This window comes from Paenibacillus sp. DMB5, from assembly GCF_001517085.1.
Classification (GTDB): domain Bacteria; phylum Bacillota; class Bacilli; order Paenibacillales; family Paenibacillaceae; genus Paenibacillus_AQ.
Genome location: NZ_LRAC01000100.1, coordinates 1 through 24,776, shown reverse-complemented (window position 1 = coordinate 24,776; position 24,776 = coordinate 1). Strand labels below are relative to the sequence as shown.

The following is a 24,776-nucleotide window of genomic DNA, read 5'->3' as shown; positions in this document are numbered from 1 at the left end:
CACATTTATATATCCGCATTCGCAGTTTGGATTTATCATAAAAATTGTGCTTACTATAGTGTACCCCCTTCATTCGCATTGAATCCGGGACAAATCCATGAACAGATCCCTCTGTGAGGGTAAGGCCTAGCGTTGCTGCCTGTCGGTTAGGGTAATACTACACAATACTGATATTCTGAAAAATAAGGTGGAACCTGTGTATGACTAAGCTTTTGGCTGAATCTCCCGAACCGGTGTTACATACTGCGCTGCTGCAGTTTATTTTTCCTTTCTCCATTCAAAACGGTGAGGACGACAAGCTGATCCGGCAGATTAAGCAGGACGGCTTCACACGCTTTTTTCTGGATAACAAGGAGCTTGAGGATGCCTATTACGGCGAAGGATACTGTGTATCGCATGAAAAAATGGAGCGCAGCTACCTCCCCTTCGCAGCCCATGTGCTGTTTCCGCGAGAAAAAGATAAGGACTCCTTCCGGCGCTTCTCCAAGGTAAATGATCTGGCCGCCACGCTTGAAATGCCCGGCCGGTCCATTCCCTTCCGGGTACTCTCGACCGATATTTTTCTCTGTCCGTTTCAGGTTGGCTTTCTGACCATCCGGACCCAGCTTGAGGATACTCCGCTTCCCTACAGTGTGGCACTGGAATTTGCCGACCGGTTCCGCACCCTTGAGGATGCCACTCTTGAGGATGAGGGAACCTCTATTCAGTTTGGCCAGAAGTCGTTTGATCTGGTCGAGGATTTTGTATTTGAGAATCTTGCGCCCAGCCTGAGGCCGTTTCTGGACCAGTCGGAGCTTGACGGGGCTTATTTTGAGACGCTGCCCTTTTTCGTCGATGAACGGATGATGGTTCAGGGCTTTTACGGCTTTGTTCCTGATGATGATGAAGATGAGCTGGACACCGGGCTGAGATTCCGGGCCTCCCAGCTGGACGGGCTTGACGCAGATGGCAGTCCTTATATGAGCGCAAGCGACCCGGACTATATCAGGGACTATTGCCAGGAGCATTCCTACAACCGCTGGGGTCCGGACACCTATTATATGACCAATGAGCAGACCTTCTGCTGCCTCAGCAGAGCCAAGCCCGAAATCGCCACCAAGCTGGCCAACCAGATGTATGGCGAGTATTACTATGGGCTGCTGCTGAGTATTTTCCACAAAATCGTGCTGCTGAAGCTGTCCAATCTGCACTCCCGTCTGCGCATCAACCGTGACTACGATGAAATTGAGAATCTGATCTTCCTGATCAATAAATTCTCAGCCAAATTCTACTTTATGGAGCTGATTTCACAGTCACAGGGCCGCGAGATTTTTTTCCAGCTGCGGAAGGTTTACGGTAATGACGCCTTATTCGACGAAGTGAAGATGACGCTGGATGACCTGTTCCAGTACCAGGACAAGTTCCAGGCCAAACGCCGGGATACGCTGCTGATGATCCTTACGGTGTTCACCGTGGTCAGCGGTATTTACGGGATGAATCAGGTTATTGAGGACCTGAAGGCCCCGATTGACTGGAGCAAAATGACGGGCTACTCCCCATTTGAATATTTGGCGCTGTTCGTCACGTTTACAGGGATTACCGTCAGCATTTTCATGACTCTGAAGGAGCTGTGGAACAGCATCCGCCGGCGCCGCAGGAAGCGGTATTACTCCAGGGATTAGGGAGATTGCTACTGGACAACCCCTGGCGGTGCGTCTATAATACACCGTAGAATAAGCAATACCCGATAACTTCATAGAACCAGGGGGGCTGGAATTGGCCGGCTGAGAGTGTATCCCTTCAAGATACTGACCCTTATACCTGATCTGGATAATGCCAGCGTAGGAATCCATAACTGCTTCCCGGTCCCCTGCGGCCGGAGCCTGCAACCTTGCGCAAATGACTGGCGTCCCGATCTTCGGGGCGCTTTTTTGCATATCAGATTTAGAAACTGGAAGACTAGGGATTGCTGGAAGGAGTGAATCAAGCGAAATGGGAATCAAAAAAGGCAGACTGCTCTCTCTTGCCTGCATCCTGAGTCTGGCGATTGCCGGATGCGGCAGTAACAACGGGGCAAACGGAACAAACGAAGGTAACGGAGGTAACGCTTCCCCGGCACCAGCTGCGGAAGCAACAGCTGCGGCGCCGGCAGCGCTGACCAAGATTAAGGTTGCGCTCGACTGGACACCGAATACCAACCACACCGGCCTGTACGCGGCCAAGGAGCTGGGCTATTACGAGGAAGAGGGCCTTGATGTGGAAATTGTCCAGCCGGGAGCGGCCGGAGCCGATACCATGGTGACCTCGGGCGAAGCTGCGTTTGGCGTCAGTGCCCAGGAAGCACTGACGCTGGCCCGTCTGCAGGGTGTGCCGCTTGTATCCATTGCTGCCATCATTCAGCATAATACCTCCGGATTCGCTGCACCTAAGGACCGCAACATCACATCACCTAAGGATTTTGAAGGCAAGACTTACGGAGGCTGGGGCTCTCCGGCTGAAGAGGCGGCCATGAAAGCCATCATGGACCCGGAAGGCGGCGATGTGAAGAAGGTCAAGCTGGTGAACATCGGGGAAGCCGACTATTTCACCGCCGTGAAGCGCGATATTGATTTTGCCTGGATCTTCTACGCCTGGACCGGTATTGAGGCCGAGCTGCGCGGCGAGCCGCTGGATATGCTCTATCTCAAGGATTACGCGCCGCAGCTTGACTACTACACCCCTATTCTTACGGCCAGCGAAAAAGTTATTGCCGATCAGCCTGAGCTGGTGAAGGCGTTCCTCAAAGCCACGTCGAAAGGTTACCAGTACGCCATCGACCAGCCGGAGGAAGCAGCCGCCATCCTGACCAAGGCTGTGCCTGATCTTGATCCCGAGCTTGTCCTGGCCAGCCAGAAATGGCTGAGCCCGAAATATACGGACGATGCCGACCGCTGGGGTGAGCAGAAGGCTGAAGTCTGGCAGAACTATTCCGACTGGATGTACGGCCTGAAGCTGCTGGATCAGCCGCTGGATGTGGACAGTACGTTCACCAATGAGTTTTTGCCGGCGGAATAAAGAAGGAATAAGTGAATATCCCATACTATCGAGAGGGTTGATTATAATGGCAAATACACTGCTTAGCATTCAGGTTATCCCTAAAACGCCGAACGGAGAAGACTCCATTCCCTATGTAGACAAAGCGATTGAAGTGATTCAGCAATCCGGCGTGAAGCACCAGGTGAACCCGCTGGAAACAACCATGGAGGGCGAGATCACCGAGCTGCTGGAGGTTGTACGCCAGATGCATGAGGCGCTGGTTGCTGCCGGCAGCCCGAGCGTCATTTCCCAGATCAAGATCGCCCATAATCCAAACGGCATCAGCATGGACAAGCTGACGGAGAAATACCGGTGAGACCGTACTTCAAGCAGATTTGGCCGCCCTTAGTGGCGGTCGTCTTGTTTATAGGGATCTGGCAGCTGTCCGTATCTATATTCGGGATTGAGGCCTGGATTCTTCCGGGACCAGGGGCGATTGCCCAGGCTTCTGCGGATAATGCTGCCAGCATCTGGTCGCATACCGCAGCTACTCTGCGTCTTACCCTGATCGGCTTCCCGATCGGCACAGCCACCGGCCTGATCGTAGCCCTGCTGCTGCATCTGCTGCCCTGGCTGAAGCGGGCGCTGTATCCGCTGCTGATTCTAAGCCAGAATGTGCCGTCGATCGCACTCGCGCCGCTGCTGGTCATCTGGTTCGGCTTCGGCCTGCTGCCGAAGATTGTACTGATCACGCTTGTCTGCTTCTTCCCGGTAGCAGTCGCCGCTATGGGGGGCCTTGCGCAGAGCGACCGGATGATGATGAATTATATGAAGATGGCGGGGGCGAGCAAGTGGCAGATCTTTACCAAGCTGGAGCTGCCCGGCTCCCTGCCCGCCCTGTTCTCCGGCGTCAAAATCTCCGCCACCTACGCCGTAATGGGCGCCGTTGTCGCCGAATGGATCGGCGCCGACAAGGGGCTGGGCTATTACATGCTGCTGCAGAAATCGGCTTACCGCACCGATAACGTGTTTGTCGCCATCGTCATTATTGTGTTACTAAGTCTGGTGCTGTTCGCCATAATTGCCCTGGCGGAGAGATGGCTGGTCCGCTGGAAGCCTCGGAAAACGGAATAGGCACGGTGGGCTTCGGACGATTTTGGGATCGGCTTTGGATCGGGTTGGGACCGGGTTGGGACCAGCTTTGGGCCCGCTTGGGGCTTGCTTGGGATCGGCTTGAGACCAGCTTCTCGTTCGGCTTGGGACGACCCGGATTGGGGTAGCTTAGTTGGATTTTCGCCGCCTATTTGCTTCCCGGACGGACAACAGTCAGGATTAGTTGGATTTTTGCCACCTAATCTCACCACTTTGGCCTGAAAACAGGATTTCCAGTAAAATTAGATGGCGTTTTTCCACTTAGTTTTAGAGTTCAGGCGAATTCAGAGCATTTAGTTGTCGTTTTTCCCACTAATTCCAGGCAGCCGTCTGCTTACACGTATAAACAGGAGTACATACGCCACTGGTTGCGGTCTATCTAACTTATAATTGCAATAGACGATGAGCTCAACTGGAAAGGAGGTAATGCTGTATGTCTCACCAAACAGAGAACATTGAATCATCGGTCCCTTTCATTCCTGCAGGCCACCGGAGCGGGGCTGCCAACGCTCAAGAGTCCGCAGATGTCGGCACTGACGCCGCATACGGCAACGCCGCGCAGAACCAGCCTCCGCGCTTGAGGTCAACGGCATCTCCAAGACGTTCGGCCGCGGCGCAAGGAGACCCGTGTGCTGAATGACGTCTCCCTCACCGTCCGGCCGCAGGAGTTCGTCTCCATCCTCGGCCCGTCGGGCTGCGGCAAAAGCACCCTGTTCCACATCATCGGCGGCCTGGAGGCCCCGGATACAGGAACAGTGAGCATGAACGGCCGCAACGTTACCGGGCAGCGCGGCGAGATCAGCTACATGCCGCAGCAGCCCGCGCTCTTTCCATGGCGCAGCACCCTGGACAACGTCCTGCTGGCCGGAGAGCTGCAGGGCGAGCCGCTGGCTGCCGCGCGGGAGAACGCCCGCCGCTGGCTCGGCCGGGTCGGCTCGGCGGCTTCGAGCAGGCGTACCCGCACATGCTGTCCGGCGGCATGCGGCAGCGGGCCGCCTTTCTGCGCGCCCTCCTCGCTCCGCAGGAGCTGATGCTGCTCGACGAGCCGTTCAGCGCGCTCGATGCGCTGACGCGCAGCGACATGCAGCGCTGGCTGCTGGAGCTGTGGGAGGAGAACCGTCGCTCCGTGCTGTTCATCACCCACAATATTGAAGAAGCGCTGCTGCTCTCCAGCCGGATTTATGTCTTTTCCGGCCGGCCGGGCTCGATTCTCCATACCGTGGATGTTCCGTTTCCGCGCCCGCGCCGCGAGGAAATTACCGAGACGTCTGAATTCCTGCAGCTCAAGCGTCAGCTCTCCCAGTGGATGCGGGAGGAGCAGGCCAAGGACAGGAAGTAGCCTGAGGACGAGACTGTCAGTCTGCAACGGTGCGTCATGCAAGCCTTTAATATTGAAATCCCTGCCTACCTGTTGCAAACAGGAGGGCAGGGATTTTTTTTAGATATGAGCAGACCATCCGCTACGCTACTCCCAAAAAAGCAATAAATATCGAATCGGGTATAGTGAAACCAAAATATCCTGGAGTACATTTTATCAGCGGTTAAAATATCCACATTACAACGAGAATGATAACGGCTAAAATTCCTACTGCAATCAAAAGATCAGTAACCTGCCTCCAAAAACCTGGAGGGCCCTCATTATGATATTTTTCAGCGTTAACGTCATGGTTAGCTTTATGACCGCCAGGATCAGTCGAATTTGGAGGACCTGGGTTAAAAAAATTAGACATGATTATCATCTCCTTTTAATTATTGTAACATATTTCCATAACCTCACCCTCCAAAGTCCTACCTTTTTCATTCCCGGTTTGATCCAGCCCTTTGTCCGTTGCTGCCCCAGCCGGATGCCCAGCGTCATAAGCTGCCTCTGCCTCACCCGCCGGCGGCACAAAAAAAGCATGGCCCCCGGCAGCACCGGTACACCATGCTTTTAGAACAATCAGCCTATCTCTGCGCCCCCTACCGTCTCGCACTCAAACCGCAGCGGTTACCGCTTCATGAAGCCCTTCTCCTGCAGATAGTCCTTCATGTGCAGGCGCGCAGGCTCGGCAAGCCGCTTGGCCATCATGGCCGACCACGGGGTGCTGCTCTGTCCGCCGGTCCGCTTATGCATGTAATCACTGCTTACCTTGTCGTAGATCTCAACCTGGGCCGCTGTTTTCTCCTTATCATAGCCGTTGTAATGCAGCACTGCAGATAACGGCAGGCGCGGACGCAGGCCGGCTTCTCCGGCTGGAGTGCCCAGGCACATGCCGAATACAGGATAGACCAGCTCAGGCAGACCGAGCAGCTCGGATACAGCGGCGCTGTTGTTGCGGATTCCGCCGATGTAGACGACTCCGAGCCCCAGGGACTCTGCAGCAACCGCCGCATTCTGCGCAGCCAGAGCAACATCAACGGTGGCAACGATCAGGTTCTCTGTCGTGTCTTCATAGGTCTCTGCATCACCCAGATGCGGGCGCGCGGTCTCCTTCAGCCGGTAGAGATCAGCACACCACACCAGAAACACCGGGCACTGCTCAATATATGCCTGATTGCCGGAGTAAGCCGAGAGCTGCGCTTTAAGTGCAGCGTCAGTCACAGCAATAACGCTGTAAGCCTGCACATTGCTGGAAGTGGAAGCCATTTGCGCCGCCCCGATAATGGCGGCAAGCTGCTCATCACTTACAGGGGTGTCCAGGTACTGGCGGACCGAGGCATGCTTCATTAACAGCGATAGGGTCTCGTTGTCCGGGCTGCCTGCCGCAACCTTTTGTTCTTCACTCATTGTTATCGCTCCTTATTCCTGCCGCCGGCTACAGCTTCACCCGCTGCAGCCGCAGCGCATTGAGTACAACCGACACGGAGCTGAAGGCCATCGCCGCTCCTGCGAGCCACGGCGCCAGAAAGCCCAGTGCGGCTATCGGTATCCCAATTGTATTGTAAGCGAGCGCCCAGAACAAATTTTGCTTGATATTGCGCATCGTCTTGCGGCTCATCAGTATGGCATCGGGAATACTCATCAGATCGCCGCGCATAAGCGTAATATCCGCCGCTTCCATCGCAACGTCCGTACCGGTGCCGACGGCCATCCCGGTATCGGCCGTAGCCAGCGCCGGCGCGTCATTTATTCCGTCGCCGACCATGGCGACCTTCACGCCGCCGCTTTGCAGCCTGCGGATTTCTGCCGCCTTGCCTTCGGGCAGCACCTCCGCCAGCACGGTGCGGATGCCGGCCTGCTGTGCGATAGCTTCGGCAGTCAGCTTGTTGTCGCCGGTAATCATGACAACCTCAATGCCCATCTCCTGCAGTCTGGCTACGGCTGCCTTCGAAGTTTCTTTGATTGTATCGGCAACCGCCACAATACCGGCGATGCTTCCATCAAGAGATACAAGCATCGCCGTCTTGCCTTCCTGTTCTAGCTTCTTCATCAGCTGGCTCCATGGGGCGGGATCCGCTCCGCTCTCCTCCATCATCCGGCGGGTTCCAACCAGAACAGCCACTCCGTCAACGACCGCCGAAATACCCCTGCCCGGTACAGCCTGGAATTGCTCTGCCTCCGGCAGCGCCAGGCGCGCGCGGCGGCTCCGGCCACGATAGCCTCGGCAAGCGGATGCTCCGAGAGCTTCTCGGCAGCCGCACTAACCGCCAGCAGCCGGTTCTCCGCCAGCTCCTTGCCGTGAGCCGGAATGCCGGTCGTGGTCAGGATATCCGTAAGTACAGGCTTCCCGCTGGTTACCGTGCCGGTCTTATCCAGCACAACAGTGCGGATATCCTGCGCAGCCTCGAGATGTTCACCGCCTTTGAAGAGTATGCCGAACTCGGCCGCCCGGCCTGAGCCGGCCATGATCGAGGTCGGCGTGCCAGCCCAAGAGCACAAGGGCAGGCAATGACGAGCACGGCAATCGCTTTTTCCAGTGCATCGGCAAACTGTCCAGGTGCCCCCCAGAGGTACCAGATAAAGAAGGTCAGAACCGCGATAGCGACAACGATCGGCACAAAAATACCGGAAATGACATCGGCAATCCGCTGAATCGGTGCTTTGGACCCCTGAGCTTCTTCCACCACCCGGATAATCTGCGCCAGTGCGGTATCGCGGCCTACCTTGCGGGCCTCAATCTTCAGCATCCCGTTCTTGTTGACCGTTGCCCCGATTACAGGGTCACCCGGCTTCTTCTCCACCGGGATGCTCTCCCCTGTCAGCATGGATTCATCCACGGAAGAGAGGCCTTCCAGTACCTGGCCGTCTACAGGAATCTTCGTGCCAGGCTTCACCAGTACAACATCGCCGGGAATAACCTCTTCTATAGAAATGCTGATTTCGTTACCGCCGCGGATTACCAGCGCCGATTTGGCCTGCAGCCCCATCAGGCTGCGGATCGCATCCGAGGAACGGCCTTTGGCCAGCGCTTCAAACCATTTGCCCACCAGAATCAGCGTGATCAGGACAGCGCTCGTTTCATAATACATATCGACAGAGTGGTTCATTCCGCTCATCCCGAGCGAATCTATGGTCAGATACAAGCTGTAAAAATAAGCCGCAGAGGTACCCAGTACAACCAGCACATCCATATTGGCACTGCCGTTCTTCAGCGCCTTATAGGCACTCACATAGAACTGCCAGCCGATAATAAATTGTACCGGAGTGGCCAGCACAAGCTGAAACCAGGGATTCATCAGCAGATCAGGAGCAGGAATCCATGAGGTAAAGCTGAAATGGCCGACCATTGCCCACAGCAGCGGAAAGGACAGAATCGCTGAAATGATCCACTTATTCCGCTTGCGCACAATCTCCTGGCCGCGCTGGTCCGCTGTCTCCCTGCGGTCTTGCTTCAGTGATGCCTTATAGCCGATGCTGCTGACTTTCTCCATAATATCCGCCGTGCTGATATTGCCCGGCGAGTATTCCACATGCGCCGTCTCCAGCGCCAGATTTACATTGACCGATGCAATCCCGGGCATCTTGCCAAGCACCTTCTCGATTCTGGCCGAGCAGGCGGCACAGGTCATGCCGGTAATATCAAAATCCGCCGACTCCTTAATCGTATCGTAGCCAAGGGAGCGGATTTTCTCCTCAATCTGCGGCAAAGTGGCAACCGCCGGATCGAACCCCACCGTTGCCTGCTCCAGCGCAAGGTTTACATTGGCCCGCGATACCCCCTCCATCCGGGACAGCCCCTTCTCAATCCGGGCCGCGCAGGCGGAGCAGGTCATGCCTGTAATCTGCAGTGTAGCCTGCTGCAGTCCCGCTTCTGAACTCTTTTCCATTTGCCAAACACCTCCGTATACCCCCCAAGGGTATAAATCTTTGAAAAATAAAAGGCATGGATGCCACCAGACCTTCTAACGGGTCCTTTGCTCCAGGCCTTTATTGCCGGAATCCGGCTTACACCACGTCGTATCCCTGATCCTCGATGGCTTCTTTAATCGCGTTCAGGCTTACTTTGCTCTCGTCATACTCTACTGCCACTTTCTTGGCCTGCAGATCCACTTTGGCAGCAGCACCCAGACCGCTTACCGCTTTCTCTACAGCACTGACGCAGTGTCCGCAAGACATTCCTTCTACAGTTAAAGTTACGTTTGACATGGCAAACCCTCCTAATATAATGTTGTTGCGGCAATTAACCTGTTATGCCCTATTTCATGAGCTTGTTGACCGTAATCAGCAGCTCGTCGATAACCTCATGCTCTCCGGCCTCGATCCGCTCCACAATACAACTGCGCATATGCCCTTCGAGCAGCAGCTTTCCGACTCCGCCAAGCGCAGCCTGTACGGCTGCCAGCTGATTAAGCACATCATCGCAATAGGTATCGCGCTCAATCATGCCCTTGATTCCGCGGATCTGCCCTTCAATCCGGTTAAGACGGGTAGCCAGTCCATTCTTGAACTCCTCTGAATGATGGCTCTTGCGTTCACCCGGTGTATGACAGCTGCTGTCGCAGGCTGCAGGAGACTGCTTCTCTTCCTTAGATGCCATCTACATACCTCCCCGTATCCTGGCTGCAAATTCAGTCTAACATACCCCCAAGGGGTATGTCGAGAAGTTTTTTTATGAGAAAAAAAGGATTTTTATTTAATGTCAACGAACTAACCAGAAGCACAGTAAATTTTTACATATTTTATTCAGGGGCAGGTAGGCTTAATGGTTTACGATGGCATTATTATCGGTTTAATTGTCGGCTTGTTCAGAGGTGGCTTGAAACACGGCCTCGTCCAGTTCAGCAATATCCGGCTGAAGTCAGGCTGGATCTTCCCGCTGCTGCTGGTATTCCAATTTTTCATGTTTTATATTCAGGAGCGGTCGTCCACTGTAGCCGCAGCCAGCGGATATATTTATATCGCTGTGTATGTGGTGGGGCTGATTTTTTTATGGTTGAACCGGCACAACAAAGGATTCTGGCTGATTATGATAGGCGTATTCCTGAATTTTCTGGTTATGCTTGTCAACGGAGGGAGAATGCCGGTATCTTACGAGGCGGCGTCCGTACTGGACCCGATCTATCTGGAGATGCTGAGAAGCGGCGATGCAGTGACCAAGCATTATTTGCTTGATGCCTCGACCCGCCTTGCCTTTCTGGGCGATATTATCCCCCTGTCCAGCCCTTATCCGCGTACGCAGGCTATCAGCATTGGTGATGTAGTGATGAACTTCGGCATTTTCCTGTTCATAGTCAACCTCATGACGCCTGCCGCCACAACCCGGAAGCCTCAGCCTGATGTGCAGGGATAAGCCGCTAATTGACTCCAGGAAGGGAGGGTTATACTGTGAAAAAGAAACTGGAAGGCATTAAATATTCCCGTCTTGCGATCAACGCTATTATTGTAGCTTCAGTAGTTATCGCTTTGACTTCGGGCTATAAGATTGGCGGACTATAAAAGTATTCATGCGAAACAGGCGGGTATTTCCGCCTGTTTCTTTACATTACGCTATTCATTTGTTCCTAAAACTATTATTATGTACAAAGGAATATTTTGATAATGTAAAGAGGGGTCCTCATGTCTAAACTTAAATCATTTGCTGCAACGTTGGATTCAGGCCACATGTATGCACTGTCCGTCTGCCTGGTTGGCATGGGACTTTTTTCATATACGAACCGCTTTGAGTTCCTGCACTACTCCACACCCACCTGGGTCTGGGTTTATGCGATGACCAGCGCCTGTCTTGTCCTCAACTTCTTTATGATCCAGCTTCCCCCGGAAGGCAATGAGCAGTCGATGGATTCTTCGGTCTATCTCGCCTGTATTTTTATATTCGGACCCGCCTTCACCCTGACCGTGCTGCTGTTGAACTGCATTTTCTTCACCATTATTGACCGGGGCACGCGCTGGTGGAAGCACCTGACTAATTTCTCCATCTACTGCATTATGATCACTGTATCAGCTGCTCTGTTCCAGTACCTCGGAGGAAACCCCGGTGCGCTCATTAACACCCAATTATTCAACTATCTCCTTGTGTTGACCGTTTACTTTGCTTCCAACACCCTGCTAGTCGTCCTGTATTATTATATTTTATATAGAGCTACACTTTACGAGACCATCAAAGGAATGATAAAGGATTCGGTATTCGTCTATCTGTGCACTTTAGTGCTTTCCCTCGTATTGACTGTGCTGGTCTACCACAATCAGATTCTCGGACTGCTGCTCTTTATGTGTCTGGCCGTACTGCTCTGCCAATCCTTCAAAAAGCTGTTCTCCATGTACCGCAGCATCGAGGAGCGGGCCAACACCGACCAGCGGACCGGATTATTCAATCACAGCTACTTCGAGGAAGTTCTGGAACAGGAAATTCAGAAATCAAGGTCCTCGGGCACGCCTTTGTCGCTGGCCATGATCGACCTTGACGACTTCAAAAAATATAATGATCATTTCGGGCATCTTCAGGGGGACAAGCTGATCTCTTTTGTCGGAGAGCTGCTGAAGACAGAGTCGCGGAAATCCGGCACCATTGCCGCCCGTTACGGCGGTGAGGAATTCACGCTGCTCATGCCCGGCTACGACAGCCTCCAGGCCCGGACCTTCATCGACCAGCTGCGCAAAAAGCTCAACAACAGCCGCTTCGACGGCGTTGAGATTTTTCCGCTAGGCTGCCTCGCCTTTTCTGCCGGTATTGCTGCCAGCAGCAGCGACATCCACGACAAATCACAGCTCGTCGACCATGCCGATCAGGCGCTCTACTACTCCAAACGCCAGGGCAAGAACACAGTGCACACTTACGGAGAACATTCTCCGCTGGAGCAGGAGCTGGATTTCAGCCAGGATGTGCGGGATATCGAGCAGCAGCTCAATCTGTTCATGTACAAGGACATGGAGACCTTCCGCCACTCCAAGCGCGTCTTCCGCTATGCGATGGATATCAGCGAAATTCTCGAAATGGATGCTATATCCAAAAGAAATTTCACGCTCGGTGCGCTTATTCATGACATCGGCAAGCTGGAGATACCCTGGAGCATTCTCAACAAGACAGACAAGCTTGCGCCCGAGGAATGGGAGATGGTGAAATGGCATGTCACCTGGGGCAAAAAAATGGCGCTGACTAACGACAAGTTTAAGGAGCTGGCCCCTTACATCGAGCTGCACCACGAACGCTACGACGGTAAAGGTTATCCTTACGGATTCAAGGGCGAGGAGATTCCCCGCCTCTGCCGGATGCTGACCATCATCGATTCATTTGATGCAATGACCACAGAAAGGCCGTACCAGCCGACCAAATCGTTTGAAGAAGCGGTCATTGAGCTGCGCGCCTGCGCCGGAAGCCAGTTCGACCCTGAGCTTACGGAGCTTTTTATTAACTATATTGAATCCAGAGAGCCCCGGCCCGGAAATGCGGCGATGTAGCACATCGCCTCCTCCGGCCGGCTTTTTTTTGACTTATTAAAAAGTATATTTCGGGGTCCACGCAAAGTATATGAGTCAGTCTCCCTGAAAAAGCTCCACTTTGTGGGGTTATTTTGTGCTGACAGCTCTGTCTTTGCCACTCCCGCATATTCCCGCATACATCCCTGCCAATAGGTCTATACTCTCTACTAAATGCCGCAAAAAATAATGGTTGCTACCCTATTCAATTTGAATATAATTAGGTCTGTTTCTACATTGAACGTAAAGGAGTCTGCGAAGCATGCATACTAAAGAAAGCAACTTAAAGCTTGTAGTTGTCGGCCTGCTGCTTGGTATTCTGATGTCCGCGATGGACAATACCATTGTAGCTTCGGCTATGGGCACCATTGTATCTGAGCTTGGCGGCCTCGATAAAATTGTCTGGGTCACCTCTGCGTACATGGTCATGGTTATGGCCGGCACCCCGATCTTCGGCAAGCTGTCGGATATGTACGGGCGCAAACGGTTCTTCATCTTCGGCCTCATCGTCTTCCTTGCGGGATCTGCGCTGTGCGGTACGGCAACCAGCATTACCCAGCTCAGCATTTACCGGGCTATCCAGGGGGTTGGCGGCGGTGCGCTGATGCCGATTGCGTTTACGATTGTGTTTGATATTTATCCGCCTGAAAAAAGAGGCAAGCTGACCGGTCTCTTCGGCGCCGTCTTCGGCATCTCCAGCGTAATCGGCCCGCTTCTGGGCGCTTACATTACCGATTACTTGAGCTGGCAGTGGGTATTCTATATCAATCTGCCGATCGGCATTGTGGCCTTTGTACTGATTACGATGTTCTACAAGGAATCCATCTCTCATGCCAAGCAACGGATTGACTGGGGCGGCGCGTTTACACTTGTCGGCTCCATCATCTGCCTGATGTTCGCACTCGAGCTGGGCGGCAACCAGTATGCCTGGGATTCCGCAACGATTCTCGGCCTGTTCGCCGGCTTCGCCGTTCTGCTGATTGCCTTCATCTTTATTGAACGTTACGCGGCAGAACCGGTAATATCGTTCGCTATGTTCGGCAAACGCCTGTTTGCGACCAGCAGTGTGATCGGGCTGTTCTATGGCTCCACCTTTATTGTAGCCACTGTGTATATTCCGATCTTTGTGCAGGGCGTTAACGGCGGCTCGGCGACCAACTCCGGGCTGATCCTGATGCCGATGATGATCGGCACCGTGCTGGGCAGCCAGACCGGCGGTCTGCTCACAACCAGAACCAGCTTCCGCAATATTATGCTGCTGTCTGCAGCCTGCTTCCTGGCAGGAGTCTTCTGCCTGAGCACCTTGTCGCCGGATACTTCGCGGCTGATGCTTAATGTCTTCATGCTGCTGACCGGCTTCGGTGTCGGCTTCTCCTTCTCCGTGCTCAGCATGTCATCAATTCATCATTTTGACATACGCCAGCGCGGTTCAGCGACATCCACCAGCACCTTCATGCGCTCGCTCGGCATGACGCTCGGGATAACCATCTTCGGGATTATCCAGCGCAACAGCTTCACGGACAGCCTGGGCAGCGCCTTCGGCAACAGTGAGCAGGCTGCTTCCTTTGGCAATCCGCAGGCAGCTCTTACTCCGGAAGCAAGAGCCAATATTCCCGCAGCCGTACTGGATAAGATTACAGGCGCCTTGTCAGACTCCATCTCGCACACCTTCCTGTGGGCGCTCATTCCGGCAGCGCTTGGCGTAGTTTTTGTACTGCTTATGCCGGGCGACCGGCTCACGCTTAAACCTAAGACAGCACAGCCTTCCAGCGATCGGGGGTAACCCGCGATGTCGATGAAGATCGCTATCCTCGGCCTGCTGCAGGAAAAAGACATGCACCCTTATGAGATCACACTCATCATGAAGGAGCGCATGTACGACCAGATGATGAAGCTGCAGATGGGCTCGCTCTACTACGCTGTCGACAAGCTGGCGCAGGGGGAGTATATCGAAGCTGTAGAGACCATCCGCAGCAATGACCGTCCCGACAAGACCATCTACCGGATCACCGCCAAGGGTAAGGCCCTGTTCGAGCAGCTGATTCTGCAGCAGATCAAGAAGGTCGAGCTTGTCTTCCACCCCCTGTATATGGCGCTGGCGCTGTCACGGTATATCGACCAGGACAAGGTGGAGAAGGTGCTGGAAGAGCGCATCCGGGAAATCGAGCATCAGGTCAATTATGCCTATCAGGTATATGAGGAGCATATCTCAGTGGTTCCCCGTTCAGCACTGCACCTGATGTACGGCCGGTATGAGCACAGCCTTACCGAGCTGAAGTGGCTGAAGCGGCTGTACGCGGATGTTACGGCACGCAAGTTGAACGACTTTGGAACACCGTTATCACTATAGGACGTAATTTGGATGAAGAGGCCCCTAACGGGCCTCTTTGCTGTTTAATAACACCTGAATGCGTGTATTAACGTGCAAACTGCAAATTCAGGAGAGCGAGGGAATGACTATGGATAAGGATAAAGAACAACTCAAGGACAACAAGCTGCAGGGAGACAACCGCGACCATCCCGAACAATACCCGACCGAACAGCCCAGCCTGTTTGACATGCATGAAAGCGAGCAGCATGTCGATCCGATTCCGGTAGAGGATCTCACACTAGAGCAGCAGGAGGAAAAGGACAAGGAAGGCACCAAACACCGCTCCTCAAGTGACAAAAAGTACCATACCGGCTTCTGAAGGTGTACAATATTCCCTGAGCTGTAATTCCATTGTGACGGAGGGATCATTTTTGCTGAAAACGCTGCCACTTAATGCACGGGGAATTCCCGCCAGCCGCATTGCCCTGGGCTGCATGGGACTCGGCGGAGGCTGGGATTACGAGCCGCTGACCGCAGAAAATATCAGCCAGGGGCATGAAGCGGTCGAAGCCGCTTTGTCCATTGGCATCAACTTTTTTGACCATGCCGATATCTACACCCGCGGCAAGGCGGAGAAGGTATTCGGACAAATCTTCAAGGACCGGCCGGGACTGCGCGAGGAGATCATCATTCAGTCCAAATGCGGCATCAGGCTGATCGAACCGGGTGATACCAGCAACACCTTTGATATCTCCGGGGAGCATATCCTGAGGAGTGTTGATGGTACGTTATCCCGTCTCGGTACAGAGTATCTTGATATCCTGCTGCTGCACCGGCCCGACCCGCTGATGGACCCGGAGGAAATTGCAGAAGCACTGCATCGGCTGAAAAAAGCGGGCAAAGTCCGCCACTTCGGCGTTTCCAATATGAGCGCCGCCCAAATCAGGCTGCTGCAGCATTATTGCGACGAGCCGTTTATTGTGAACCAGCTGCATATGAGCCTGGCCAAGATCAGCTGGCTTGATGCGATGGTCAGCGTGAACCGTGAGCCCTGGAAGGACATCACCTTCCCTGAAGGCACGGTTGAATACTGCCGCATGGAGAATATCCAGCTGCAGGCCTGGGGGCCGCTTGCTCAGGGCAGCTTCAGCGGGCGCTCCCTTGAGGGCCAGCCGGAGAATGTAGTGCAAACAGCAGCACTCGTCAGCTCGCTCGCCGAACAGAAGAACACAACACCTGAAGCCATAGTATTATCATGGCTGATGACCCATCCTGCAGCCATCCAGCCGGTAATCGGCACCGTGAATCCCAAGCGGATCACTGCCTGCGCGGGAGCGGACAAGGTGGAGCTGTCCCGCAAGGAATGGTATGAGCTGTATATAAGCTCGCGGGGGGAGAAACTGCCTTAGGCATGGAGCCCCGTGCTATCCTCGATGAAAAGAGCGTCACCTCCGGTTGATCAGGCCGGCGGTGACGCTCTTATGCGGTTATACCCTAATTCTAGTTATTCTTCACCTGCTCAAACGTGTTTTTAAAGGTGAAGTTTACGACTTTCCCTTGAATGGCGTCGTTATCGAAGGCGAGGCCGGTATCATCAATGAAAGTTACATTATAGGCCAGGTGCATGGTTTTTTTAGCAGGAAGGATCAAGTTCGGCAGATTCGCATCCTTACCCGCACCGCCGTTGTACAGATCCTTAAGTGAGCCGACATAAGCGTCAGATACGCTAACCTCAACCGTCTGGCCGTTGTTATCTACACGATAAGTCCAGTCAAGTGCGGCTTCTCTGACAATTGCAAATGCTTCCTGTCCGCTGCGCGCCAGCGCCTTTGCGAAGTTCGGACCGTTGATCAGGGATTTGAACAGCTGATCTGCAGCTTCATTCACTTTATTGAGCGCATCGGCATTAAGCGTTACGCCTCCCGGTGTTGCCAGGGCAGCTACAGTTACTACCGCTTGCTCCCCGAAGGCCAGTGCAGCAGTCTGCTGGTCGGCTGTTCCTTCCGGAAGAGCCACAAGATCCGTCAATTTGGCATCCAGTGATCCGGTATTCTTGATCAGCATGGCACGGGTGTGGCTATCCTTCGGCGCCCATAATCCCGTTCCCATACGGCCGGCATCAGAATCATTGGTATAGAACATCGGCCCTTCTACCGGGACATCGTTACGGTGAGTGCTGAGAGACAGCGTACCGGAAGCAAACGTGTTCCCCGTATTTTTGGCGGAGCTGGTGAATAGCGCATAGGTACCGCCGCCGATCGCAGCGCAGAGCAGAACCACGGAGGAAAGTGCGGTAATAAGCAATTTTTTCTTTTTCATCATTAGATTAAGCGCTCCTTAGTAAAAGGGGGCTTCCCCCTTTAGATTATATGTTTCGGATCAAATTCGGCTGATTAATTGTTTTTGGTCTGCTCTGCATCCACCTTGATGCTGGCTGTTCCGGATTTGCCCTGATATTCATTGCCTGCATTTTTAGGGAACTCCACTTTGACATAAATGGTCTCAGAAGCGCCGACGGCCAGCACACGGTCAGTTACGGTAAGCGCAGTTGTTCCGGCAGCATCCGAATAGGCCTTAATGGTGACCGGATGCGTACCGCCGCCAAGATCACCGCCTACAGCGAGGGCAAGATCATAACGCAGCTCAAGTGTGCCTTTGTTCGTTACTACTACCGGCTGGATGTCAGAATCTCCCGGAGCCCAATTCGTCAGAGTAAAATACTTGGCAGGAGTACCGTCTATATCTTCTTTATCCAGGCCTATCTTCAGTGTTCCGGCAGCAAAGGTATTGCCTGTATTCTGTACCGAGCTCGTAAAGATCGCGAAGGACCCCCCGGCAATTAAAGTAGCCCCCAGTGCAGTAGTCGCCATTGCCATTGCAATTGTCTTTTTAAGATTAGCCATTGTAATTTGTCTCCTCCTGGTCTCCATGCATGGAGAATATAATGGAATATTTATTGAATCTTCCCTAACCGCGTGAGCGCGTTAATGGAAGCATCAACCGTTCGTTACCGGCGGGGAATCACCGGCTGCGGTCTGCAGCTCTGCAGAATCGTCGTCCATCCGCATGATTGCTCTAAAAATCGTGATTATTGACGAAACAACCAGATAAATACCGGGAATCAGAATTACGACAATGATACCCGCGGTCGATTTTACCCAGTTCATCAAATACCCGGCTACAGGAACCGTAAAGTCAGCGTAGCTTGCAACAACATTGCCTGCGGGTATCGGCGACGGGTCCTCGGCATCGTTATTATCGCCTTTGGTGATGTAGGCAAGCTCAGATCCTGTACCGCTGACGCTCACAACACGGTGGGTAATCAGGCTGCCTGATCCATCCAGAGACTTATAGGTAATCACATCTCCCGGCTTAAAGTCCGCTCGCTGCGCCTCATCCCTTACCGGGTTAACCGCGATGATAGCACCGGTCTTGATTCCGGGCTCCATCGAGCCAGAGAGGACGGTCAGAATTTCTTTGCCCAGAATCTTGGGCGTTCCGCCATTCATCCTGCTGGTTACCGCAGATATCAGCAGAAGCAGAAACATGGCCATGAGAACATACATCATTAAAGTACGGGTCCATTTGAGTATCACTTGAGGCATCTCCTTAATTAAAATCTGTTTTGTCGTGCCCTATCTTTACGGTTATACCGTCAGTATTAGTGATCGCTCCAGGCACATCGGGGACGGCAGGTTCAGATGCATCGGGCCTTGCTGGTTCAGCTTCCGGCTGTGCCGGCTCCTGAGTCCCGGGCTTTGTCTTCTCCTCTGCCTCCAGCTTCGCCTTCTCCTCTGCCTCCAGCTTCGCCTTCTCTTCTGCTTCGAGCTTCGCCTTCTCTTCCGCTTCGAGCTTCGCCTTCTTTTCTGCCTCGAGCTTCGCCTTCTTTTCTGCCTCGAGCTTTGCCTTCTTTTCTGCCTCGAGCTTTGCCTTTTCCTCCGTTGCTTTGAGCTCCTGCAGAGCTTCCGTTGCCTGTGCATACAGCTGTGCAGTTTCATCGGCGTAGCTTCCGGCTTGAGAGGCCGCTGTCAAAGCCTGCTGATAGGCCGCCTTCACGTATGTATCTACCCGCACAGCGGAAGCAAGTCTGCGGACCATTTCCTGAAAATCGATCATGGTCAGATCAGCCTTGACCAGCAGCTGTTCAAATGCAGCGGGATCCGTCTGCTGTGCTGTATCCAGCTGATCAATGGTGACTCCCGCAGGGGCCAGCCTAAGATCTATTTCTTGCCTTTGCTGCGCAAGCTCCTGTTGCGACCGCAGAGCGTAAGCCTCGAGCTGAGCCAGCAATTCAGCTGCAGAAGCAGCAGCTCTGCGCGCCTGTTCGGCAGCCTCCTGAATATTTCCAATCTGATTACCGGCCTTTTTGGAATCCGCGTCCTTGTCTGCTATGTCTGCCAATGCCCCTTTTGCCGCCTCATGCTTCAGAATAGCCCGGTTCATCGCTTCGCTGGCCTGATTGGCTAATTGGTCCACTGTAACCGGGAACACAAATGCACTCGTAATGCCGGATTCCGACGTTGTACTGCTGGTAATAAGCGCATAGGTTGGTGAAGTGATTTGGCCGATTCCATAAGCAGAAATCACCACGATTCCGGCAAGCCGGGGGAGGGTTAGCCGGCTTTTATTTTTCTTGCGCGATGTCCGTGAAAGCCTCATTTGAGCCTCTCCTTTAATAGTGTGCACGTCATATGCATACTAGTTCATCTATCAGTTATACGATCTTTATGAAGAACATATATTGTTCGTTATAAAGAACCATGGCCTTAGTATATGTCATCACCTTTACAAATTTAAACTCTCATTTTCGAGCAAAATTCGTTATAAAGAACGATTTCCATCGCTTTTCCCTCCGTTTTACGGCGATTTGCTCATGATATCGTACTTTTTAAAGAACAGTTTCACAGAAAACAGATATTATCGTCATGTACAATGGATTCAGTTCCTGAGATGGAAATTAAGGCGGGGGGATTTACAAATGGATCCATAACTTTTTTGATAGTCCTTTGTCCGTCGTAGGGTTATTTGCTATACTGTTAACAAAAAGTGCGGAGGGGCGTTTAACTGTGCCGGAACATTTAGGAAGTCGCATTCATCAGCTCCGCGTGGAGAAGGGCCTGTCTTTATCCGAGCTTGCGGATAAGGCGGACGTGGCGAAATCATACCTAAGCAATGTGGAAAGAAATATTCAATCCAACCCCTCCATCCAGTTCATTGAGAAGATGGCTGATGCGCTTCAGGTATCCATTCATGTCTTGCTGTACGGTGAACCTGTAGAAGCGCAGGAGTCTTCGCTTGACGGAGAATGGTTCCGTCTTGTACAGGAGGCCATGGCTTCCGGCATAAGCAAGCGGGAATTTAAGGAGTTTCTGGATTATCAGAAATGGCGGCTGGAGCAGAAGGAATAGACATCCGGAGGTTTTCTCTTCCGGACATACAAAAAGGGACACAGCCTCGTTCGCTGTGCCCTTTTTTGTATGTAATATCCGGTTGCTCTACTGCACTACATCGCCTGCAAAGCTCTTTCACTCAGAAACCGGCGGATTTCCTCCACCTTGAGCCCGGCCTTTCTGGCCGCCATCATTAAGTACACCCACTCTAGATCCAGATCACCCGTCTGCAGCTCTCCGACATTCCCCTGGTTGGACTTATCCAAGAAATCTCCTCCTAAGATTACGCGTCCCCAGGCAGTCCGGCCATCATAGTATTTCTACATTAGATCCGAGACTTTGTGCCCCTGTCTTTCGTCCAGGTTTACCCTTTACTGGACCCTTTACATGAAAGGATCTGGCTAATAATGAATGAAACCGCTATCTGCAATAACATTATATAGCACCTACCACAAAAAGTGTGTCGATTGTTGGAAATATTTTATAGGAATATCTTCGGAGTTCACGATTCATTTTGTAATATTTTGATTAAACTATTTGAAAACTGTGCTCTATGACCTAAAACTAGCGGAGCGTTCAACCTATTTTCCTAGAAGTAAATATAGACTTATTTACCCAATTCTCCAGGATCCAATCAGCTCTCCGCATTTATGATGGTTCTGGATGAATTAAGGCCTGAATCATACCGTTTTGCGAACGGAATAGCACAAAGTATGAATTGATTAGCAGACGTTAAAGTTGCACAATAGTAGTGAAATGAAACCGCAAACATATCAGCCCTGCCAGCTGCTGGTGCTTTTTCTGGCGCATGTGGGGTTCATCCGTTAGGAGGATGTATTCATGGCAGCCAAAGGACCCTATAATGAATCCGTTTGGAGCAATTATCACGGACCCAATTTGGGCTATATCCAAGACAAATATGAACAGTTTATCAATGATCCTTCTTCAGTAGAACCTAATTACCGCGATCTGTTTACTGCATCCGGTCCGCCTCCGATGGCACCTTTACCGGAACCGGCTCCGATGCCTGCTGTCACCGGTGATGCCGAGTGGCTGAAAAAGGCGGTAAGAGCCTCCAAGCTGATCGCCAACATTCGTATACATGGCCATCGCGCCGCCAATATTGATCCGCTTGAGCGCGGTGAGAATCCGATGGCCCAATGGCTGGATTTCCGTACCTATGACCTGACCCGTGAGGATCTCACGGCAATGCCTGCCTCGCTGATCTGGGAGAACGCGCCTGGTGATGTCAAAACCGCTTGGGATGCGGTTCAGCGGATGCTTCAGGCTTACACCCGGACTATCGCCTATGAATTCGGGCATGTGCATGAGGAGAAGGAGCTGCGCTGGCTGAACAGCCAGGCGGAATCCCTGAGTTCCCCTGCTCCGCTGAACAATAATGAACGCAAGGAGCTGCTGAACCGGCTGATCCAGGTGGAGCAGTTCGAGACCTTCCTGCACAAAACCTTTGTCGGCCAGAAGCGTTTCAGCCTTGAAGGCAATGATGCCCTGGTACCGATGCTGGATGAGATCGTGCGTGCTGCAGCCCACGACGGTGCAGAGCATATTCTTATGGGGATGGCTCACCGCGGACGTCTTAATGTACTGGCTCACATTTTGGGCAAGCCGTATGATATTATTTTCTCAGAGTTCCATCATTCTCCGAATAAGGAGCTGTTTCCTTCCGAAGGCTCGATGGGAATCAACTACGGCTGGACCGGGGATGTCAAATATCATCTCGGCGCTGACCGCGCTGTACGCCAGGGAGAAACGGTGCGCACACGGATTACGCTGGCCAACAACCCAAGTCACCTGGAATTTGTTAATCCTGTTGTCGAGGGCTTTACCCGGGCAGCTCAGGAGGACCGCAGCACTCCGGGCCTGCCGAAGCTGGATACCAGCAAGGCCATGGCTGTGCTGATGCACGGGGATGCCGCTTTTCCCGGTGAGGGCATCGTTGCGGAAACACTCAATATCGGCAAATTGAAGGGTTATCAGAATGGCGGAACGGTGCATATTATCGTCAATAACCGCATCGGCTTCACTACGGAAAGCGAAGATTCCCGCTCTACCCATTATGCCAGTGACCTGGCCAAAGGCTATGAAATCCCGATTGTGCATGTAAATGCCGATGATCCGGAGGCCTGCATTTCGGCTGTCCGCCTGGCCAGCGCTTACCGCAATCTGTTCAAAAAGGATTTCGTCATTGATCTGATCGGCTACCGCCGTCACGGCCATAATGAAATGGATGACCCGGAGACAACCCAGCCGGTTGTTTACGGCAAAGTCCGCAGCCATCCGACGGTCTACAGGCTGTATGCCCAGCGGCTGCAGAGCGAGAAGATCATCACTGCAGAAGAAGTGCAGCGTATGAGTGCCGAATCGGAAAGCGTGCTGCAGGCAGCCTTCGAATCCATGAAGGAAGGTAAGCATAAGAACGGCGAGTCCAAAACATCGGTGGTGCTTGAAGCGGAATCCAAGGCTCCGCGTCCGACAGCAGTCCCGCTCAGCACACTGAAGGAGATCAACCAGGAGCTGTTATCAGCGCCCGCCGGATTCAAGGTGTATCCTAAGCTGGAGCGGATTCTCCAACGCCGCAAGGATGCGCTGAAGGACGGGGAACGGGTCGACTGGGCACTGGCCGAGACGCTGGCTTTTGCAACGATCCTGAAGGACGGCACTCCGATCCGCCTCAGCGGACAGGATTCACAGCGCGGCACATTCGCCCACCGTCATCTGGTGCTGCATGACAGCGAGACCGGAGCACTCTACTCCCCGCTGCATCAGCTGAAATCCTCCAACGCTTCCTTCGGGGTATATAACAGCCCGCTTTCGGAAGCATCTGTGCTTGGATATGAGTACGGGTATAATGTGTTCGCACCGGATACCTTCGTGCTCTGGGAAGCCCAATACGGCGATTTCGCCAATGCCGCCCAGGTCATCATTGACCAGTTCATCTCCGCCGGACGGGCCAAATGGACACAGCGCAGCAATCTGGCGATCCTCCTGCCGCACGGCTATGAAGGCCAGGGGCCGGAGCATTCCAGCGCACGGCTGGAGCGGTATCTGCAGCTCTCGGCTGAAGAGAACTGGACGGTAGCGAACCTGTCCAGTGCCGCACAGTACTTCCACCTGCTGCGCCGCCAGGCCGCCATGTGCGGACAGCCGGATGCCCGGCCGCTGGTGATCATGGCTCCGAAGAGCCTGATCCGCAATACCCGCAGCACATCGCCGGGAGCGGAGCTTGCCTCCGGCAGCTTCCAGGCTGTGCTTCCGGAACCGCTGCTGGGCAGCAAGCCGGCTGAAGTGAAGCGCCTGGTTGTCTGCAGCGGCAAGGTAGCGATTGACCTGCAGACCGAGCTGGAGGCCAATGGCGGCCGTGACTGGTCCTGGCTGCATATCCTCCGTCTGGAGCAGCTCTATCCGTTCCCGCAGGCTGAGCTCGCTGCACACCTGAACAGTCTGACCTCCCTGGAGGAGATTGTCTGGGTACAGGAGGAGCCTAAGAATATGGGCGGCTGGAGCTATACAGAGCCTAGACTGCGGGATATTGCACCGGAGCGGGTCAGCGTCCGCTATATCGGCCGTCCGGAACGGTCCAGCCCGGCCAGCGGATATGCGGATGTTCACACCTTCGAGCAGCGTCGCATTGTTACAGAAGCCCTGAAATCGAACTCGCAAGTACAAGCGCCTGTACCGTCCTCCTAACCGGAAGTCGGTATCGTGATAACGTAAACTATTAAGTTTGGGGAGGTAACGGCCTGTGTCCGAAATTAAAGTACCCGATCTGGGCGAGTCCATTTCCGAAGGAACGATATACAAGTGGCTGGTAAAAGAAGGAGACACCGTCGGCCAGGGCGATGTGCTGGCCGAGCTTGAAACCGACAAGGTGAACCTTGAGATCAGCGCCGAGGAGGATGGTGTCATTTCCGCCATCCTGCGCCAGGCGGGCGAGAACGTGGCCGTCGGCGAGGCGATCGGCGAGATCGGCGCGGCTTCGGAAGGTGGCGCGGCTGGAGGCGGCAGCGCTTCTGGTGGCGGCGCAAGCAGCGAGGGCAGCAGCGCCGGCGGGAACAGCAGCAGCGGCACCTGCTGC

The 24,776-nt window shown here is 53.4% G+C and carries 22 protein-coding genes, 2 pseudogenes and 2 riboswitches; of the genes and pseudogenes, 14 read left to right on the top strand and 10 right to left on the bottom strand.

Translation table 11 applies throughout. The annotated features are described in order from the left end of the window. Positions 1-200: 200 nt before the first annotated feature. The 5 genes and pseudogenes from AWJ19_RS10860 (at position 201) to AWJ19_RS10840 (ending at position 5,485) form a co-directional block, all read left to right on the top strand. Positions 201-1,661 carry a hypothetical protein gene (locus AWJ19_RS10860; RefSeq protein ID WP_068723644.1) on the top strand — a complete coding sequence of 487 codons (1,461 nt, stop codon included), beginning with the start codon at positions 201-203 and terminating at the stop codon, positions 1,659-1,661. A gap of 71 nt (positions 1,662-1,732) precedes the next feature. Continuing rightward, positions 1,733-1,842, top strand: a riboswitch (TPP riboswitch). Positions 1,843-1,971: 129 nt separating this feature from the next. Continuing rightward, a complete protein-coding gene (locus AWJ19_RS10855) occupies positions 1,972-3,033 on the top strand; it encodes an ABC transporter substrate-binding protein (RefSeq protein ID WP_128083569.1) in 1,062 nt (353 codons plus the stop codon). 46 nt (positions 3,034-3,079) lie between these two features. After that, the gene (locus tag AWJ19_RS10850; protein ID WP_068723642.1) at positions 3,080-3,370 is read left to right on the top strand and encodes a thiamine-binding protein; all 291 of its coding nucleotides are present in this window, start codon (positions 3,080-3,082) and stop codon (positions 3,368-3,370) included. After that, entirely contained in the window at positions 3,367-4,128 is a 762-nt protein-coding gene (locus AWJ19_RS10845; RefSeq protein ID WP_068723640.1) for an ABC transporter permease, read from the top strand. Before AWJ19_RS10850 ends, AWJ19_RS10845 begins: the two co-directional genes overlap by 4 nt. 609 nt (positions 4,129-4,737) lie before the next feature. Further along, positions 4,738-5,485, top strand: a pseudogene (locus AWJ19_RS10840) (ABC transporter ATP-binding protein). A 202-nt stretch (positions 5,486-5,687) separates the two neighbouring features. Here AWJ19_RS10840 and AWJ19_RS10835 read toward each other — a convergent pair. From AWJ19_RS10835 to AWJ19_RS10810, 5 genes and pseudogenes are all read right to left on the bottom strand, one after another. Continuing rightward, entirely contained in the window at positions 5,688-5,876 is a 189-nt protein-coding gene (locus AWJ19_RS10835) for a hypothetical protein (RefSeq protein ID WP_068723639.1), read from the bottom strand. A 257-nt stretch (positions 5,877-6,133) separates the two neighbouring features. Next, complete coding sequence (gene nfsA / locus AWJ19_RS10825; RefSeq protein ID WP_068723635.1) at positions 6,134-6,913, bottom strand: oxygen-insensitive NADPH nitroreductase; 780 nt, start codon at positions 6,911-6,913, stop codon at positions 6,134-6,136. Positions 6,914-6,941: 28 nt separating this feature from the next. Beyond that, positions 6,942-9,393: pseudogene (locus AWJ19_RS10820) on the bottom strand (heavy metal translocating P-type ATPase). 118 nt (positions 9,394-9,511) lie between these two features. Next, positions 9,512-9,712, bottom strand: a complete 201-nt coding sequence (gene copZ, locus AWJ19_RS10815; RefSeq protein WP_068723633.1) for a copper chaperone CopZ — start codon at positions 9,710-9,712, stop codon at positions 9,512-9,514. 49 nt (positions 9,713-9,761) lie between these two features. Next, positions 9,762-10,103, bottom strand: a complete 342-nt coding sequence (locus AWJ19_RS10810) for a metal-sensitive transcriptional regulator (RefSeq protein WP_068723631.1) — start codon at positions 10,101-10,103, stop codon at positions 9,762-9,764. Positions 10,104-10,268: 165 nt separating this feature from the next. Between AWJ19_RS10810 and AWJ19_RS10805 the strand changes: the two genes are divergently transcribed. The 6 genes from AWJ19_RS10805 (at position 10,269) to AWJ19_RS10780 (ending at position 16,699) form a co-directional block, all read left to right on the top strand. Beyond that, entirely contained in the window at positions 10,269-10,856 is a 588-nt protein-coding gene (locus tag AWJ19_RS10805; RefSeq protein ID WP_068723629.1) for a DUF5317 domain-containing protein, read from the top strand. Positions 10,857-11,122: 266 nt separating this feature from the next. Next, positions 11,123-12,961 (top strand): diguanylate cyclase, encoded by a 1,839-nt coding sequence (locus AWJ19_RS10800; RefSeq protein ID WP_068723627.1) that lies wholly within the window; start codon positions 11,123-11,125, stop codon positions 12,959-12,961. A gap of 280 nt (positions 12,962-13,241) precedes the next feature. Beyond that, positions 13,242-14,762 (top strand): MDR family MFS transporter, encoded by a 1,521-nt coding sequence (locus tag AWJ19_RS10795; protein ID WP_068723626.1) that lies wholly within the window; start codon positions 13,242-13,244, stop codon positions 14,760-14,762. 6 nt (positions 14,763-14,768) lie between these two features. Next, the gene (locus tag AWJ19_RS10790; RefSeq protein WP_068723624.1) at positions 14,769-15,329 is read left to right on the top strand and encodes a PadR family transcriptional regulator; all 561 of its coding nucleotides are present in this window, start codon (positions 14,769-14,771) and stop codon (positions 15,327-15,329) included. A 103-nt stretch (positions 15,330-15,432) separates the two neighbouring features. Beyond that, a complete protein-coding gene (locus tag AWJ19_RS10785) occupies positions 15,433-15,669 on the top strand; it encodes a hypothetical protein (RefSeq protein WP_068723622.1) in 237 nt (78 codons plus the stop codon). Positions 15,670-15,724: 55 nt separating this feature from the next. Further along, entirely contained in the window at positions 15,725-16,699 is a 975-nt protein-coding gene (locus tag AWJ19_RS10780) for an aldo/keto reductase (protein ID WP_198536541.1), read from the top strand. 91 nt (positions 16,700-16,790) lie between these two features. On the opposite strand, the gene AWJ19_RS10775 is transcribed toward AWJ19_RS10780, so the two are convergent. The 4 genes from AWJ19_RS10775 to AWJ19_RS35780 form a co-directional block, all read right to left on the bottom strand. After that, positions 16,791-17,612, bottom strand: coding sequence for a TasA family protein (locus AWJ19_RS10775; RefSeq protein ID WP_068723619.1), 822 nt, complete (start codon positions 17,610-17,612; stop codon positions 16,791-16,793). A 71-nt stretch (positions 17,613-17,683) separates the two neighbouring features. Beyond that, positions 17,684-18,193 (bottom strand): TasA family protein, encoded by a 510-nt coding sequence (locus tag AWJ19_RS10770; RefSeq protein WP_068723617.1) that lies wholly within the window; start codon positions 18,191-18,193, stop codon positions 17,684-17,686. Between the two features lie 93 nt (positions 18,194-18,286). Continuing rightward, positions 18,287-18,886, bottom strand: coding sequence for a signal peptidase I (locus AWJ19_RS10765; RefSeq protein ID WP_157889987.1), 600 nt, complete (start codon positions 18,884-18,886; stop codon positions 18,287-18,289). Between the two features lie 13 nt (positions 18,887-18,899). After that, positions 18,900-19,949 carry a hypothetical protein gene (locus AWJ19_RS35780; protein ID WP_068723614.1) on the bottom strand — a complete coding sequence of 350 codons (1,050 nt, stop codon included), beginning with the start codon at positions 19,947-19,949 and terminating at the stop codon, positions 18,900-18,902. A gap of 407 nt (positions 19,950-20,356) precedes the next feature. On the opposite strand from AWJ19_RS35780, the gene AWJ19_RS10755 reads away from it, so the two are divergent. Beyond that, positions 20,357-20,698: a helix-turn-helix domain-containing protein gene (locus AWJ19_RS10755; protein WP_068723612.1), complete on the top strand. Its 342-nt coding sequence runs from the start codon at positions 20,357-20,359 to the stop codon at positions 20,696-20,698. A 95-nt stretch (positions 20,699-20,793) separates the two neighbouring features. On the opposite strand, the gene AWJ19_RS34000 is transcribed toward AWJ19_RS10755, so the two are convergent. Next, positions 20,794-20,946 (bottom strand): anti-repressor SinI family protein, encoded by a 153-nt coding sequence (locus AWJ19_RS34000; RefSeq protein ID WP_082707824.1) that lies wholly within the window; start codon positions 20,944-20,946, stop codon positions 20,794-20,796. 27 nt (positions 20,947-20,973) lie between these two features. Continuing rightward, a riboswitch (cyclic di-GMP riboswitch) is annotated at positions 20,974-21,059 on the bottom strand. 461 nt (positions 21,060-21,520) lie between these two features. Here AWJ19_RS34000 and AWJ19_RS10750 point away from each other — a divergent pair. Next, on the top strand, positions 21,521-24,388 hold the full coding sequence (locus AWJ19_RS10750; protein ID WP_068723611.1) for a 2-oxoglutarate dehydrogenase E1 component: 2,868 nt from the start codon (positions 21,521-21,523) through the stop codon (positions 24,386-24,388). Positions 24,389-24,443: 55 nt separating this feature from the next. After that, positions 24,444-24,776 (top strand): biotin/lipoyl-containing protein (locus tag AWJ19_RS10745; RefSeq protein ID WP_128083568.1); only part of this gene is annotated, 333 nt, incomplete at its 3' end.